This is a genomic window from Veillonella sp. VA137 (genome assembly GCF_003992015.1).
Taxonomy (GTDB): Bacteria; Bacillota; Negativicutes; order Veillonellales; family Veillonellaceae; genus F0422.
The window spans coordinates 151495-167010 of sequence record NZ_RQVK01000001.1; the positions used below are offsets into that span (position 1 = coordinate 151495).

Genomic DNA, 15516 nt, shown 5'->3' on the forward strand with positions numbered 1-15516 from the left:
TAGCTAACCTTTCTAAGCTTATCTTTTTATTATAGAGGAAAAACTACCTCATTATCAATAGATAGACTTAGAAATCCTTGATTAAATCTAATAAGCCTTGTTCATCTATCACAGGGATTCCCAATTGTTCCGCTTTCGTTAATTTACTACCTGCATCGTCACCGGCAATGACCAAAGTAGTTTTTTTACTGACCGAACCTGTTACCTTCGCTCCATGAGCTTCTAAGATTGCCCCTGCTTCAGAACGACCCATGGAAGTGAGTTTACCAGTCAATACAATAATCTGTCCTTCTAGTTCATTACCAGCTGCTTTTTGTACGTCCTCTTCTAATCGTACTCCCGCATGACGTAACCCTTCAATCAATTGGCGATTTCGTTCATTTCCAAAATATTCTACCAAACTTTTCGCCATGGTAGGTCCTATTTCATCAATATTAGTCAACTCATCTATGGTGGCATTCATTAAGCTATCAATGGAAGTAAAGTATTTCGCAATGGTTTGCCCTGCTTTTGCACCAATTAAACGTATACCCAGTCCAAATAAAACTCGACCTAAGCCGCGTTGTTTAGAATCGTCAATCGCTTTTAGTAAATTTTGCGCCGACTTTTTGCCCATTCGCTCTAAGGATGTAATATCCTCTTCCTTCAAATGATACAAGTCCACTACCGTTTCAATACGATGATTTGTCACTAGCGCTTCTACAATACTAGGACCTAATCCATCAATGTTCATGGCATCACGGGATGCAAAGTGAATGATACCTTCCTTCTCTACCGCTGGGCAATGTTCATTACTACAATAAATAGCCACTTCTCCTTCACGGCGCACCGTAGGAGATTCACACACCGGGCAAACATTGGGCATTTCATAAGGCACAGAATCTGATTTTCGCTTATCTACCACCACAGAAATGACCTCTGGAATGATTTCTGCAGCTTTATGAATACGTACCGTATCACCAATACGAATATCTTTTTCTTTAATAAAGTCTTCATTGTGTAAAGTTGCCCGTGATACATTCGTTCCGGACACAAACACAGATTCTAATTCTGCAGTCGGCGTCAACACGCCTGTGCGACCTACATTTATAGTAATATCTTTAACGACAGTTTCCACTTTTTCTGGGGGGTACTTGAAGGCGGTCGCCCATTTGGGATCCTTCGCTGTGGTGCCCAAGGTTTCTTGGTCTTCAAAGTCATTTACTTTTATCACCATACCATCTGTATCATAAGGCAAGTTATGTCGCTCTGTCTCCCAGTAATGAATATGCTCCGCAACCTCTGCTATGGATTGACACACTTTATAGTGAGGATTTACATGAAATTTAAAAGCTTCGAGTTGCTCTAATAATTCCTGTTGTGTATGTATGTTAGATCCTTCTGATGAACCAATCGCATAGGCAAAAAAATCTAAGTTTCGACTTGCCGTAATGGCTGGATCTTGTTGCCGCAACGATCCTGCTGCCGCATTACGAGGATTCACAAACGTTTGCAAACCTGCTTCTTCTCGTTCTTCATTGATTCGTTTGAACTCCTTATGCGGCATATAGGCTTCTCCACGAATTTCAATGAAAGCAGGCGCATTTTCAATAACTAATGGAATAGACTGAATGGTTTTTACATTCGCTGTTACATCTTCCCCTACACGACCGTCACCACGTGTGACAGCACGTACAAAGAGACCATTTTCATAATGTAGGTTAACCGCTAAGCCGTCAATCTTCAATTCCACTACATATTGCGGCGTATGACCCAACTCTTTTTCACAGCGTAAACCAAATTGTTCTACTTCACCATCATTGAATACATTACTTAAGCTGAGCATTCGTTGTCCATGTACTACTTTTTCAAAGCTACCTTCCACCTTGGCACCTACCCGTTGCGTAGGAGATGTCGGCACAATATACTCTGGATGTGCTGTTTCTAACTCTACTAATTTTCTATATAGTACATCATAGTCATAGTCTGAAATAACTGGCGCATCTTTTACATAATATAAATACGCATGATGGGCTAATTCTTTTTGTAATTGTTGAATGTCTTCTTGAATACTCATTGTATGGTTTCCTTATTTTTTTCGTATAGGAGCGAACTTAGCCATAATTTGTCGTAATCCCTGTGTGGGGAACTCAATTTTTAGTTTTACATTGGCACCTTCACCAACTACATCCACTACAGTTCCTTCACCCCATTTAGCATGAATAGCAGTATCTCCCACAGTCCAATCTACTACCTGTGGATTACGAATCATAGGTTTTGTAACAGGTCGATTCGCTACAGATTGATGGAATGGTACATTTCGTTGTAATTCTTCCTTCACAGTTCGTTTTGGACGTACTTCTTCTACAAGCTCACTCGGAATTTCTTTTAAGAAACGAGATGGTAAATACCCTGTAGTTTTACCAAACACAGTCCGTGTTGTGGCATTCGATACATATAACTCTTCTTCAGCCCGTGTGATCCCTACATAGGCAATACGACGCTCTTCTTCTACTTCCTCAGGATTCATCAAAGTACGACTATGCGGGAATAATCCTTCTTCTAAACCAGCTAAGAATACCACAGGAAATTCCAGTCCTTTTGCAGCATGCAACGTCATTAACGTCACTTTGGATTCTTCTTGTTCAAAGGAATCTACATCATTCACCAATGCTACTTGCTCAAGAAAGTCTTGCAGTGTACCTTCTGGATTTGTATCCATAAACTCTTTGGCTACCGACACCAACTCACCAATATTTTCCAACCGAGCTTGGTCTTGTGGGTCTGTACTATTCTCTAGTTCCACTACATATCCAGTTCGATCTAATACGGCTTCAATAATACCTTGTACGGAAAGCTCTGTGGCCTCGTTGACTAAGGTAAAAATTAAACCCATAAAATCTTCTAACTTTTCTTTCGTTTTACCTTTTATCGTAGGAATTTGGTTCAATTGACTCAATGTCATAAATAGTGAGTTATTCGTTTCTCTTGCAAAATCTTGCAATTTTCCTACTGTAGTTAATCCAATACTACGTTTTGGTACATTAATAATACGTTGTAAGCAGATATCATCAAATGGATTGATTAAAATACGCAAGTACGCCAAAATATCTTTGATTTCTTTACGATCATAGAACTTGGTGCCTCCTACCATTGTATAAGGAATACCCCGTTTAATCATGGATTCTTCTAGCACACGAGACTGTGCATTCGTACGATATAAAATAGCCATATCTCCATAACTACGATTGTGAATTTCCTTTTGTTTTTTGATGGTATCTCCTATGAAAGCTCCTTCTTCTTGTTCAGATTGAGCTTCAAAATGACGAATTTTGGCACCTTCTCCTTTATCTGTCCACAATACTTTTTCAGGGCGACCTTCATTATAATCAATAACAGCATTCGCAGCTTCTAATATGGTTTTTGTAGATCGATAATTTTGTTCTAGCTTGATCAATTTTGCGTTAGGGTAATCTTTTTCAAAATCCAAGATATTTTGAATATCAGCACCACGCCAAGCATAGATACTTTGATCCACATCACCTACAACGCATAAATTATTCCATTCAGAAGCTAATAAAGACGCCAATGTATACTGTGCATGGTTTGTATCTTGATACTCATCAATCATAATATAACGGAAACGATGACTGTACTTTTCTAGTACGGCTGGATTTTCTTGTAATAATTTAACAGCTACTAGCAATAAATCATCAAAATCTAAAGCATTATTTTTTCGCAATTCTGCTTCATAATAATCGTACACCTTAGACACTTGTTGTGAATAAAAGTCACGGGCTTCACTGCGGAAATCCTTAGCTAATTTCATTCTATTTTTTGCATCGCTAATCTGCGATTGCATAGCCCCTACAGGGTAATATTTATCATCCAAATTTAGCGCTTTAATAGCCTGTTTAATCACTGCTTGAGAATCACTAGAATCGTAGATAGAAAAGTTTTTACTGTATCCCATAAAGGAATCTAGTTCAAAGCGCAAAAATTTTGCACAAAAAGAATGAAACGTACTAAGCCAAATACGATGCGCCGTATCACCGACCAACGTTTCCACACGTTCTTTCATTTCTTTAGCCGCTTTATTAGTAAATGTAATGGCTAAAATTTCATAGGGGCTTACCCCTTGTGTCAACAAATAGGCGATACGATATGTTAACACTCGTGTTTTACCTGATCCAGCGCCAGCCAATATAAGAAGAGGCCCTTCAGTTGCGTATACTGCCTCTTGTTGCTCTTTATTTAAACCGTCAAATATCATAATACCTCTCTTGCATATAACAAGGGTGCGCTGTGTTTCACTACAACGCACCCCCTATGATAAATTAGCCTTTCATAGCACCCACGATTGGTGGTACTACTTGTTTTTTACGGGATAATGTATGCTCTAAATATACTTCATTGTCCACAGGTTGTGCATTAAATGCAGCTGCTACCACATCATTCGCATCTCCAACAAAGATTAAGTTTGTTGCTTCTGTTAAGATATTTGTAATCATTAAGTAAGAAGCGCTGTAATTATTGGCACTACGCAATTCTTCCATAGCTTTTAACAAGCAGCCTTTACGACCCAAAATATCTGTAGTATCCATTACTTGGATTTGGCCAATACTGATGATTTTACCATTCGCTTCAAATTCTTTTAAATCTATACGCACGATTTTTTCATCGGAATAATCAGATACATCAGAACCAGCTTTCAATAATTCCATGCCATATTCTTCTAAGTTAACACCAGCAATGTCTGCTAATTTTCTCGCTGTTTCTTTATCTTTTTCAGTGCTAGTAGGAGAACGGAATAATACTGTGTCAGAAATAATGGCAGATAGCATTAAGCCAGCAATATTTTTAGGAATCTCTTGGCCATATTGCCAGTATAAATTAGCAAGAATTGTACAAGTACATCCTACAGTTTCATAATGAATGAAAATAGGATTGTCTGTGACCAACCCACCAATACGATGGTGATCAATATTTTCGATTAATTCTGCTTCTTCAATATCATCGATAATTTGTACTTTTTCATTGTGGTCTACCAACACTACTTTAGTTTTTTGTTTTGGTGCTTCCACATTAGAACGAATGATACCTAAGTATGTACCATTGTCTACTACTGGATAGCCACCGATGTGAGAATTAGCTTTGAAGTCACGCAATTTAGTTTCTTTGCTAATCACTTGGCAAGAAGTTTTTGTGCAAATCTCACCAGCTGTTACATTCACATTGCCACCCATAGCACCTTCTAACGCATCAATTAAGCGTTGTGCCGTAATCGTACCTACATAGGTAGTGCCATTTTCTACCACTGGAATACGGTTCATTTCATATTGTTTACGCCATGCTAACACATCTTGTAACGTTGCTTTTGCATCCACTGCTGGAATTGTTTCTAGTACATCTTCTACTGTTACAGCAAAAGAAGTTACAATTTCTGGATGTTCAAAGCCAAAATACTTTAACGCAAAAGATGTTTCTTTATTAGCTTGACCCGCACAAATTGGTTGTGCTGGAAAGCCCATTTGATTTTTTAAATTTGCATAAGAAATTGCAGAACAAATAGAATCTGTATCTGGACTCTTATGTCCTGTTACTAAAATTGTATCTCTTAACATAATGTCACCTCGTATAATCATCACTTGAGTTATATATCAATGTTTCTATATTATACCATAATTAGCCATAAAATGCATACAAAAAAGACCTCGTAAACAACAGTTTACAAGGCCTTCTCATTCGTTTCTATTACGCATTTTTAGAAACTACTTGTTCTCCTTTGTAAGAACCACATGTTGGGCAAACGCGATGCGGCATCATTGGTTCGTGACATTGTGGACAAGCTACATAACCAGGTACTTCTAATTTCCAGTTAGCACGACGACGATCGCGACGGCATTTGGAAAGTCTACGCTTTGGTACTGCCATTATCTGCACCTCCTTAACATAATCACTAGGTATTAATCATCATTTTCTTCCTTCAGCAATGTTCTTAGCACTGCTAATCGAGGATCTACCACAAAGGATTCACAAGAGCATGGTGAAACATTTTGATCTGCTCCACACTGAATACACAATCCTTTGCAATCATCCTGACATAACACTTGAGAGGGCTCATTGATGATTAATGTTTCCCGAATGGTCTCCGTTAGATCAATTTCTTCCCCATCGAAAGAAATTATATCATCGTCTCCATTGTTGGAATGTGTAACACCAAAAGTCTCTTCAAATGGAACAGTATGGGTATAATTAGTATCGGTTAAGCATCTTGAGCACTCATATTGTCCATTTGTTGTTATGGTACCATTCACCACATAATGTTGACCATCATAACGAAGCTCACCACTAATGGTTATATCATGACGGCTCCAAGGAAAAGCAGATACGTCACCAAGATCATCACCTGATGTCGTACATAGAAAAGGGACAATACGTCCAATCTGTTCTTTTGCTTGCTCTACTTGCAGTTTCATAATTTTACCTCGACTATACTATTATAGCTACCTATACTATCTTTGTCAAATGCTAGCCCCTATATGTTGTTAATTTTTCATAAAACTCATACAAGACTTAGCACTCGACTATCATGTGAAAAAGAGCTCTCCTATTGGAGAGCCCTTATGTATGTGGATTAATTTATCGAAAAATTAATTACATTTCTTCGAATTGGTCTTTACCAACCCCACAAACTGGGCAAAGGTAATCAGCTGGTTGATCTTCGAATTTAACGCCTTCAACAGCTTCGTCGTAAACCCAACCGCATACTACGCAAACGTATTTTTTATCCATTATGTGCACCACCTTTCGTACTAAAAGATTTGTCTCAGATACTTTATCTGTAAACAGTATACCACTACAATCGAAAACTTTCAATATATTCTCAATCATTTTCTATGTTATTTTTATATACTTATTTGCAAACTACGCATAATAGGTTCAGCCTATATAGTCTACCATATACGATAAACTGTTACTTCTGGACTATCACAGAGTATTATGGCGAGATATAGTAAACTCACCAACGTCGACTAGCGCCGCCACCCCCAGAGGAACCTCCACCAAATCCACCGAATCCACCACCACTGGAACGACCGGAGCCACCGCCCCCTCGTCCTGATGCTAGAATCCACAACAAAGATTGTGTGATAGCCCCTCCAAATACAGTGAAATCAAGGATTAGCAACAGCAATATACCGCCACCAATCAATAACATTTCAAAAGGAGTTAACTCTATTCCTTCTTGTCTTTCATAGGTTTGACTTCCATCAATGGTCACACCATATTCTTTAGCGGCTTCACCAACTAATACAGCATAGGTGTTGACTACCCCTTTTCCTATATGACCTTGTTTAAAGTGAGGAATCGTATAGTCATCTAAGATTTGACCTGCTTTGGCATCATTGATGGCACCTTCCAGTCCATAGCCCACTTCAATCCGCATTTGCTTATCCTGCAAGGCTATTAAAAAGAGAATGCCATTGTTCTTATCTTTTTGACCAATACCCCAGGTACGAAATACCTTGTTAGAATAGTCTGTTACATCCTCACCATCTAAGGTAGGAATAATCAGAACCGCAATTTGAGCCTTTGTTTTTTGTTGTAACTCCAGCCCCATACGGTTTATCTTTTGGATGTCCTCTTTCTTCAAAGTTTGCGTTTGATCCAAAATATAGCCGTTCTTTGGTGGATTGGGAACATCTAAGGCGAAAACAGATAGGGTCGCCAGACACATCCATAGGGTGACCACTACACAGCTGATGCAAGCAGACCATGCGTATCTTTTCATCATCTTGCCACCTTTCTTATATCCATTCCTTCCTCATCCTATTCAATTATAGAAGCAAGCATCCTAGGATCGGAATGAATCTCGGCATCTTACTATGATATACCACTACAATGAGTCTAATATACTTTAAAAATAATGACATTCCTAGTACAGAAACTTGCCATCCTAATTGTATTCAACCACAGAGTTAAAACTGCACTTTCGGTGCACTTTGTGCTCCTTGGTCTGCTTCAAAATACGGTTTTACTTGAAAGCCCATAGAACCAGCAATAATGGATGTTGGCAACGTACGAATCTTCATGTTATATGCTTGTACACTGCCATTATAATCTTTACGTGCCACCGCAATGCGATTTTCAGTGCCTGCTAATTCGTCTTGTAAAGCTCTGAAATTTGCATCTGCTTTTAAGTTTGGATAGTTTTCTACCACTACTAATAAACGGCTCAAAGCACTACTCAACTCTTGATTGGCTTTCGCTGTTTCTTCTACCGTCTTAGCGCCGCCTAATTTAGCACGTGCATCTGCTACCGCTTGGATGGTTTCTTTTTCATGGGTCGCATAACCTTTCACAGTATTTACTAAGTTGGGAATTAAATCAGATCGGCGTTGTAATTGTGTTTGCACTTGTGCCCATTGCCCATTCACTTGTTCTTCCGTTTGCACTAATCCATTGTAGGAACTGAATATCCAAATTAAAAGAATACCTACAATACCTAAACCAATTAACCATGACTTTTTCATAAGTCCTCCTTTACAACATGTACTCCTAATGTATGTACCTGCATCACCACAAGTTATTTAATTGATATATCCCTATACGAGATATCGCTCTTTTATGTCTATCCTTATGTGTATACTTAAGTTCATACCGAGTGTCTACAAAATTACATTTCTATTAATTCTACACCTATCAAAAATAACCTATCACAAACTTTCACAGATATAATTCAATAATATGAGTACTTATATTATACATTGTTTTAGGCTTATTTTATAGCAACTATATTTTTTCATTTTATTAGGCTATAATGAAAGCATGTTGAAAGTCCCAGTGATTCAGAAGGATGATTCACTACTCTATATAGGAGGTATTATGAAAACTAGTTTAACAGAATTATTAGGTATTCAGTATCCTATCATTCAAGGTGCTATGGCTTGGACATCTGAGCACACCTTAGCAGCTGCCGTTGCCAACGCTGGAGCTACTGGCGTTATCGCTACCGGCGGTCGTGACACAGAATGGGTTCGCCAAGAAATCCGTCAATGTAAATCCTTAACAGATAAACCATTTGGTGTAAACTTAATGCTAATGGCACCAAACTTAGATGATATCTTAGCTGTTATCGTAGAAGAAAAACCAGCTTTCGTTACCTTAGGTGCAGGCAATCCTGTTCCTTTCATTGAACCATTACATGCGGCAGGCATCAAAGTCATCCCTGTGGTACCGAATGTAAAATTAGCTAAACGGGTAGCAGCAGCTGGAGCAGATGCCATCATCATTGAAGGCCAAGAAGCTGGTGGCCACATCGGTACACAAACAACAATGGCTTTACTAGAAAACGTTGTGCCAGAAGTTGATATCCCTGTGGTCATCGCTGGCGGTATCGTTGACGGACGTGGTTTAGCTGCTGGTTTGACTATGGGCGCTGCTGGCGTTCAAATGGGATCTCGTTTCATTTTGGCAGAAGAATGTAAAATGCATCAAAATTGTAAAGACGCTATCATCAACGCTACCGACACGGATTCTACTGTAACAGGTCTTACTTTCAACCATGGTGTACGTGGTCTAAAAAGTGAATTTACGGCCCGTTATTTAGAAGCTGAATATAGCTGTGCTCCAAAAAGCGATTTGACAGCTATGGCCATTGGCACTAACAAAAAAGCTGCCGTGGACGGCGACATTGTAAACGGCGTTGTGCAAGTGGGACAAGGCTTAAACCGTTTAACACAAGTAGAACCTGCGAAAACCATCGTAGAATCTGTTGTAGCGGAAGCCAAGGAAGCTATCAAGAAGGCACAACAATTCATCTAAACCAAATATATCTGCAAATTTATAAACTAGTCAGTAAACAAATATAGTTCATTAGATATCATTAGATATCATAAGTTCCAATATATTTCTATAGCATTCCTGTTTTTTTATGCTAATAGGTACAAATTATTTCTTGAACTAATATCCTGTTATTACTGAAGATACGTTACATATATCGTAGTTATTTACAGCTACATCTAGGAGGTTACTATGCTACCATTTAAAGGAAAGTATCCAAAATTAGATCCAAAAAGTCACGCTATGCCAGGTGCTGAGCTTGCTGGTGATGTAGAATTAAAAGAATATGCCTCTGTATGGCAAAATGTATCTGCCCGTGGAGACGTCAATAAAATCGTTGTAGGCCGCTACTCCAATGTACAAGATAATTCCGTACTTCACGTAGACGATGACCACGCTTGTATCCTTGGTGACTTCGTTACCATCGGTCACAGCGCTATCATCCACGCCTCTACCCTAGAGGACCACGTATTGGTGGGCATGGGCGCTATCGTTCTTAGTCGCTGTCATATCGGCCGTGGCTCCATCATCGGCGCTGGCGCTCTCGTCCTAGAAGGCACAGAAATCCCACCCTACTCCCTTGTGGTAGGTAGCCCTGCGAAAGTCATCCGTACTGACGAAACAATGATTACAAAAATCCACAACCAAGCCGTAAAATACAAAACATTGTGGACAAAAGAATACGGATTCTTGCCAGATGCAGATGGCGAAGTATGGGATCCTAGCCAAACCATCGTATAAAACAATACAATGAATTTTTATAAAAAGAGCTGTATAGTGTTCCCTATACAGCTCTTTTAGTTCACTCTTTATCTCGCTATCGTGCATACCTATTGTCTTATAGCAGAAAATAAGTTGCTCGACGTATCCTTATCTTTTCTAAAAAATCTATTATAATTATTTGACTCTCATATATATTTAACGTAAATATCAGCCAATGTAAAACGGATATTTGACAGTACAGTTCAAATATCCGCTATTTTATAATATTAATTTAACTAGCTCATGTTATTCCAAATACAACACTACTTCTCCACTTTGCAGAGACTTTTGTATATCAATAATCCGCTGATTGCTACTCCCTCTAAATGCCAGCCCAGGATCTCGTAACTCATCCACGAATTTACCATCTACTAAGATATGGCATCGCTCTAACAATTGGCGTTTATTAGGGCATGCCAATATTTCTTCATAGGTATATCCCGAATAGACCCAAATTGGTTTTTGCGGCGCTACTGTTAATACTCTATCCACTAAGGGTAGCAATCCGTCAACATTTTGAAATGGTTCTCCTCCTAATAAGGTCAATCCACTGCATGCAGGAGATACGACATAAGAAAGCAATCGTTCCGTATCATCTTCAGTCCATTCTTTGCCAGCGGAAAAATCTTGATATTCCTCGTTAAAGCAATTATAGCAACAATGGGTGCACCCAGTAACGAATAAGGATGTACGGATGCCCTCACCATTAGCAATATCATATTGTCTAAGCTGTCCATAGCGCATAGTACAACCTTCTTTCATCATCTTATTAAATATGCATTACTCGATCTTTAATTTCTTTCGTACGACCTTCATTCCAGAAGTTTTCTCCTAAATATCCGCAAGTTCTACGAATAACCGTTAAGGTATCACGATTGGTATTGTGACACCGAGGACATTCCCATTGCACTTGATCATTGACGATGATCTCACCATCAAAGCCACATTCATGGCAATAGTCAGATTTCGTATTAAATTCCGCATAGGAAATGGTATCGTAAATATACTGCATCATCGTCAACAACGCAGGAATATTATTATTCATATTAGGGATTTCCGCATAGGAAATACATCCTCCTGTGGATAATTTTTGGAACTCCGATTCGAAAGCAAATTTATCGAATACATTGATTTCTTCTCGTACGTTCACATGGTAACTATTGGTATAGTATCCTTTGTCAGTAATATCTGGGATTTCCCCAAACCGTGCTCTATCAATGGAGGAAAAACGGTTCGTGAGGCTTTCAGCTGGCGTACCATAGAGGGCAAATCCGATGTTGTGTTTGCTGCGCCATGTTTCCGTCGCATTATGCAAACGTTCCATCACTTTTTTAGCAAACTCATGGCCTGTGTCCGATGTATTGGAATCGCCTACAATTAGCTTGGTCGCCTCATATAAGCCGATATAGCCCAAGGAAATCGTTGCATACCCACCTTCTAGTAAAGGACGAATTGGCGCCCCTTTAGGCAAGCGAGCAATGGCTCCATATTGCCAATGAATCGGTGACACATCACTGGTCACATCTTTCAATAGATCATAGCGGAATAATAAGGCTTTTTCTGCTAATTCTAACCGTTTTTCAAGGATTTCAAAGAATACATCTTCCTTACCTTGTGCTAAAATCCCAATTTGCGGTAAATTCAAGCTCACTACGCCCATATTAAAGCGACCATTGAATACATACTCTCCCTTTTCATTTTTCCAAGGAGACAAGAAAGAGCGACATCCCATAGGAGCAAATACATTGCCCTCATAGATTTCTTTCATTTTTTTCGCAGAAATATAGTCTGGATACATGCGTTCCGCCGTACATTGCGCTGCCAATTCTGTTAAATAGTAGTATTCGCTAGTAGGATGTACATTGTGTTCATCTAGCACATAAATCAATTTAGGGAAAGCTGGTGTTATGTACACATCAGCTTCATTTTTAATGCCTTGGATACGTTGTTTTAAAATTTCTTCATCGATTAACGCAGCTTCTTTTGCCAGTTCGCTATTCGGATCAAAATGCATGAACAAAGTCACAAAAGGGGCCTGCCCATTGGTGGTCATCAATGTATTGATTTGATACTGTATAGTTTGGATCCCGTCTTTTACCTCTTTCTTCGTACGGTTCCACGCAATTTCTTCTGCTTTTTTCACATCTGGAGTCATGCCATACACTTCGACTTGTTCTTGCAGTGTTAACTCCAAATATTTATCATAGGATTTCCGCACGTAAGGAGCCAATATACGGTCGATGCCGTTAATGCTTTGCCCTCCATATTGACCAGATGCCACCTGCGCAATGATTTGCGTTGTTACCGTACATGCTACCTGAAAGGATTTAGGCGTATCAATGCGTTTCCCATTGATAACGGTACCGTTCGTCAACATATCTTCTAAGTTCACTAAACAGCAATTAAACATAGGTTGGATAATATAGTCCATGTCATGGAAATGGATCGCACCGCTGTCATGAGCTTGTACAATATCCGTAGGAATTAATTTTCTACGAGCAATGTCCTTGCTCACTTCTCCTGCAATTAAATCGCGTTGCGTGGACACAATGGACGCATCTTTATTGGAGTTTTCATCTAGGACTGCTACATTAGACCGATTGAGCAAACCAAAGACATCTTTATCCGTCGTATTTTCCACCCGTTTGAAAGCTTGTACTGCTTTATAATTTTCATAGGCACGAGCCGTAGCAGGATTATTATTTTCTAGGAGTTTATAATATACTTGATCTTCAATGGCATAGATGGTAATATTACGCCCTATTTTTTCAGCATAGGCTTCAATTTCATTGGCGATTTGCAATGCCAATCCTGGCGTATATACTCCAGTACTACTATGCATAGCCTTTTCGATAGCCACAATGATCTTTTCCTTATCAAATGCAGCCTCTTTGCCATCCCGTTTTATTACCTGTATCATAATATAACCTCCTATTGACTCATGCCCCCTATGCCAGTATGAGCACGATGGACATTCGATTCAGTATGAACTATACGCAATATATAACAGATACGCTGACTGTCTTTACATTGCATAATTAAATCAAAATGTAGACATATAAAAAGAGCAGTCTCTGCTCCTGTCTATCTCTTGTCTACACCTGTAGAGTATTCTTACTTAATCTTTAGTGTCTAGGCATTAGATAAGTTCTAGAGCCATTGTTGTCAAGAACTTACTCTTGTGTCTAATCATCTAGTATGGTGTTAGATGTTTCACTAGAGACTACCCTGCACGGGTATCATTGACTTTAGTTTACAACATCTTGTAGTTAATTTCAATCTAAACCACTATATCATGTATGCCAATTAGATATAGTAAACTTGTAAAAATTCATAGAATCATACAATTTCAGAGAACTACCACACTTTGTAAATCACTAAATTGCATGGATAAAGGGCTTTCAATGAATGACTAATTGATATAGAACATGCGTTGACATTCCCCTAATCTTTCAAGAGCAATCTCTCGTCCCTCAGCAATAGATACAATATACCGAACACAAAAAAGCGACTACATCCAACAGGATCTAATCGCTTTTTATAACCTAGTTCTTATAATTTAATTTTTGTAGCAATCCATGCAGATAGGATGGCTTTCAATATATCACCCACCACAAATGGATAAAATAAAATCCCCAAAGCTTTATGTAATCCATCAACTGTAAATGGTATATTGGCAACAGACATAAAGTAAGGTACTGCCGCTACATAGGTAATGACTATGCTTACCACAGTCGCTACTACAGCATATCTAAGAAACCGCTTTTCAGTTCCTTTCAGACAACTAACTGCTGTATATGCAATCGGCCAAATTAGAATAAATCCGCCTGTAGGACCCAGTATTTTCCCCATACCACCAGTAAATCCGGTAAATACAGGTAATCCCACTGCTCCTAATAAAACATAGACTAATACTGTCAAAAATGCTTGCTTTGGTGGCAATAATAGACCAATCAAACAAAGTGCAACGGTAATTAAGGAAATCATTCCTACTCCCATTGGGTTGGGAATCGATAATTGAGCCATTACACAAACTAATGCCACGAGTAATGCCATTTTTGTCAACTCTCTAGTCTTTAACATTTACTAACTCCTCTTCATAAATCCATTTACAACGAGCACGCCCTCCATGAGTACCGACTAATTCGCACTCACCAATTTGTGTATGCTTTTCTGAATGGATTGTAAGTTTTTCTACATAAATAACATCTCCACCATAAAATGGCGCAGAAAACGTAATATCTAATTGAAGTAACATTGTTTCATCTAACACGTGATGGGCCATGTGTGATAACACCATTAATTCTGGTACAACAGGAACTTCTTCCCGATAGATGGGATTATCATCTTGAATGGCATCGACAAACTCAAGAATTGATTCTGGTGTAAACACAAATTTCGTTCTTGTTCTGTCTTTCAACTCACCTGGCCAAACCTTTGGCATTTCCCCCAATGAAACTTCATCATGGTGATTCCATTCGGAATCGAACCGTTCTAACATCGTGGACACTAAGGTGCCTTTTGAATTACAAACCGTCACTATATGTTCTTGCTTTCTTGGGGTATAGTTAATTTGTAACTGCGGTGATCTTGTAGTTCGTTTGTATTGCACATTTCGTACAATCACGGCATTCGGTACTTCTCTTACACTTGCTAAACCTTTACAAAGTGTATGCATAGTACTACCTCCTCCCCATAACATGGGTATACTGGATCTGACAAGCTTACATGATTCTTACATTCTGTTACACCTTTATTATAAGAAATCAAGCGTCATATAGTCAACTTATTTTTCAAATTAATTGTTTACATATAGTAATTGACTGTTCATATGTATTACACAAGGAAATCAAAAGGACTGCCATAGATCGGTTCTCACCTTCTATAACAGTCCTTATCTATTCTTTTCTACATCTCGACGATGCAACTTGT

At 38.8% G+C, this 15516-nt stretch carries 14 protein-coding genes; 2 read left to right on the plus strand and 12 right to left on the minus strand.

What is annotated here, in order from left to right; all coding sequences use genetic code 11:
- Positions 1 to 67: 67 nt before the first annotated feature.
- The 8 genes from ligA to EO116_RS00705 form a co-directional block, all read right to left on the minus strand.
- Complete coding sequence (gene ligA, locus EO116_RS00670) at positions 68 to 2056, minus strand: NAD-dependent DNA ligase LigA (RefSeq protein WP_127160205.1); 1989 nt, start codon at positions 2054 to 2056, stop codon at positions 68 to 70.
- A gap of 12 nt (positions 2057 to 2068) precedes the next feature.
- Positions 2069 to 4252, minus strand: coding sequence for a DNA helicase PcrA (gene pcrA, locus EO116_RS00675; protein ID WP_127160206.1), 2184 nt, complete (start codon positions 4250 to 4252; stop codon positions 2069 to 2071).
- A gap of 64 nt (positions 4253 to 4316) precedes the next feature.
- Positions 4317 to 5603 carry a manganese-dependent inorganic pyrophosphatase gene (locus tag EO116_RS00680; RefSeq protein WP_127160207.1) on the minus strand — a complete coding sequence of 429 codons (1287 nt, stop codon included), beginning with the start codon at positions 5601 to 5603 and terminating at the stop codon, positions 4317 to 4319.
- A 130-nt stretch (positions 5604 to 5733) separates the two neighbouring features.
- Entirely contained in the window at positions 5734 to 5913 is a 180-nt protein-coding gene (rpmF, locus tag EO116_RS00685) for a 50S ribosomal protein L32 (RefSeq protein ID WP_009354192.1), read from the minus strand.
- A 32-nt stretch (positions 5914 to 5945) separates the two neighbouring features.
- Entirely contained in the window at positions 5946 to 6458 is a 513-nt protein-coding gene (locus EO116_RS00690) for a DUF177 domain-containing protein (RefSeq protein ID WP_127160208.1), read from the minus strand.
- 178 nt (positions 6459 to 6636) lie between these two features.
- Positions 6637 to 6774 carry a rubredoxin gene (locus EO116_RS00695; protein ID WP_009354175.1) on the minus strand — a complete coding sequence of 46 codons (138 nt, stop codon included), beginning with the start codon at positions 6772 to 6774 and terminating at the stop codon, positions 6637 to 6639.
- 226 nt (positions 6775 to 7000) lie between these two features.
- The gene (locus EO116_RS08400) at positions 7001 to 7774 is read right to left on the minus strand and encodes a YgcG family protein (RefSeq protein ID WP_164726013.1); all 774 of its coding nucleotides are present in this window, start codon (positions 7772 to 7774) and stop codon (positions 7001 to 7003) included.
- Between the two features lie 184 nt (positions 7775 to 7958).
- Positions 7959 to 8513 (minus strand): LemA family protein, encoded by a 555-nt coding sequence (locus tag EO116_RS00705; RefSeq protein WP_127160209.1) that lies wholly within the window; start codon positions 8511 to 8513, stop codon positions 7959 to 7961.
- A gap of 352 nt (positions 8514 to 8865) precedes the next feature.
- Here EO116_RS00705 and EO116_RS00710 point away from each other — a divergent pair, with 352 nt between their 5' ends.
- Together EO116_RS00710 and EO116_RS00715 are read left to right on the plus strand one after the other, a co-directional pair.
- Positions 8866 to 9804, plus strand: coding sequence for a nitronate monooxygenase (locus tag EO116_RS00710; protein WP_127160210.1), 939 nt, complete (start codon positions 8866 to 8868; stop codon positions 9802 to 9804).
- Between the two features lie 210 nt (positions 9805 to 10014).
- Positions 10015 to 10563 (plus strand): gamma carbonic anhydrase family protein, encoded by a 549-nt coding sequence (locus tag EO116_RS00715; protein ID WP_127160211.1) that lies wholly within the window; start codon positions 10015 to 10017, stop codon positions 10561 to 10563.
- Between the two features lie 267 nt (positions 10564 to 10830).
- Here the strand turns inward: EO116_RS00715 and nrdG are convergent, their stop codons facing one another.
- The 4 genes from nrdG to EO116_RS00735 all read right to left on the minus strand — a co-directional run bounded on the left by nrdG (position 10831) and on the right by EO116_RS00735 (position 15262).
- The gene (gene nrdG / locus EO116_RS00720) at positions 10831 to 11328 is read right to left on the minus strand and encodes an anaerobic ribonucleoside-triphosphate reductase activating protein (protein WP_127160290.1); all 498 of its coding nucleotides are present in this window, start codon (positions 11326 to 11328) and stop codon (positions 10831 to 10833) included.
- Positions 11329 to 11353: 25 nt separating this feature from the next.
- On the minus strand, positions 11354 to 13504 hold the full coding sequence (nrdD, locus tag EO116_RS00725) for an anaerobic ribonucleoside-triphosphate reductase (protein ID WP_127160212.1): 2151 nt from the start codon (positions 13502 to 13504) through the stop codon (positions 11354 to 11356).
- A gap of 632 nt (positions 13505 to 14136) precedes the next feature.
- Positions 14137 to 14667, minus strand: a complete 531-nt coding sequence (locus EO116_RS00730) for a biotin transporter BioY (RefSeq protein ID WP_127160213.1) — start codon at positions 14665 to 14667, stop codon at positions 14137 to 14139.
- The gene (locus tag EO116_RS00735) at positions 14654 to 15262 is read right to left on the minus strand and encodes a hypothetical protein (protein ID WP_127160214.1); all 609 of its coding nucleotides are present in this window, start codon (positions 15260 to 15262) and stop codon (positions 14654 to 14656) included. Before EO116_RS00735 ends, EO116_RS00730 begins: the two co-directional genes overlap by 14 nt.
- Positions 15263 to 15516: the final 254 nt, after the last annotated feature.

What these genes read in the sequence shown, in the direction of transcription:
- ligA (WP_127160205.1), bottom strand. Translation starts at nt 2,056, where the DNA reads ATGAGTATTCAAGAAGACATTCAACAATTACAAAAAGAATTAGCCCAT.
- pcrA (WP_127160206.1), bottom strand. Translation starts at nt 4,252, where the DNA reads ATGATATTTGACGGTTTAAATAAAGAGCAACAAGAGGCAGTATACGCA.
- EO116_RS00680 (WP_127160207.1), bottom strand. Translation starts at nt 5,603, where the DNA reads ATGTTAAGAGATACAATTTTAGTAACAGGACATAAGAGTCCAGATACA.
- rpmF (WP_009354192.1), bottom strand. Translation starts at nt 5,913, where the DNA reads ATGGCAGTACCAAAGCGTAGACTTTCCAAATGCCGTCGCGATCGTCGT.
- EO116_RS00690 (WP_127160208.1), bottom strand. Translation starts at nt 6,458, where the DNA reads ATGAAACTGCAAGTAGAGCAAGCAAAAGAACAGATTGGACGTATTGTC.
- EO116_RS00695 (WP_009354175.1), bottom strand. Translation starts at nt 6,774, where the DNA reads ATGGATAAAAAATACGTTTGCGTAGTATGCGGTTGGGTTTACGACGAA.
- EO116_RS08400 (WP_164726013.1), bottom strand. Translation starts at nt 7,774, where the DNA reads ATGATGAAAAGATACGCATGGTCTGCTTGCATCAGCTGTGTAGTGGTC.
- EO116_RS00705 (WP_127160209.1), bottom strand. Translation starts at nt 8,513, where the DNA reads ATGAAAAAGTCATGGTTAATTGGTTTAGGTATTGTAGGTATTCTTTTA.
- EO116_RS00710 (WP_127160210.1), top strand. Translation starts at nt 8,866, where the DNA reads ATGAAAACTAGTTTAACAGAATTATTAGGTATTCAGTATCCTATCATT.
- EO116_RS00715 (WP_127160211.1), top strand. Translation starts at nt 10,015, where the DNA reads ATGCTACCATTTAAAGGAAAGTATCCAAAATTAGATCCAAAAAGTCAC.
- nrdG (WP_127160290.1), bottom strand. Translation starts at nt 11,328, where the DNA reads ATGCGCTATGGACAGCTTAGACAATATGATATTGCTAATGGTGAGGGC.
- nrdD (WP_127160212.1), bottom strand. Translation starts at nt 13,504, where the DNA reads ATGATACAGGTAATAAAACGGGATGGCAAAGAGGCTGCATTTGATAAG.
- EO116_RS00730 (WP_127160213.1), bottom strand. Translation starts at nt 14,667, where the DNA reads ATGTTAAAGACTAGAGAGTTGACAAAAATGGCATTACTCGTGGCATTA.
- EO116_RS00735 (WP_127160214.1), bottom strand. Translation starts at nt 15,262, where the DNA reads ATGCATACACTTTGTAAAGGTTTAGCAAGTGTAAGAGAAGTACCGAAT.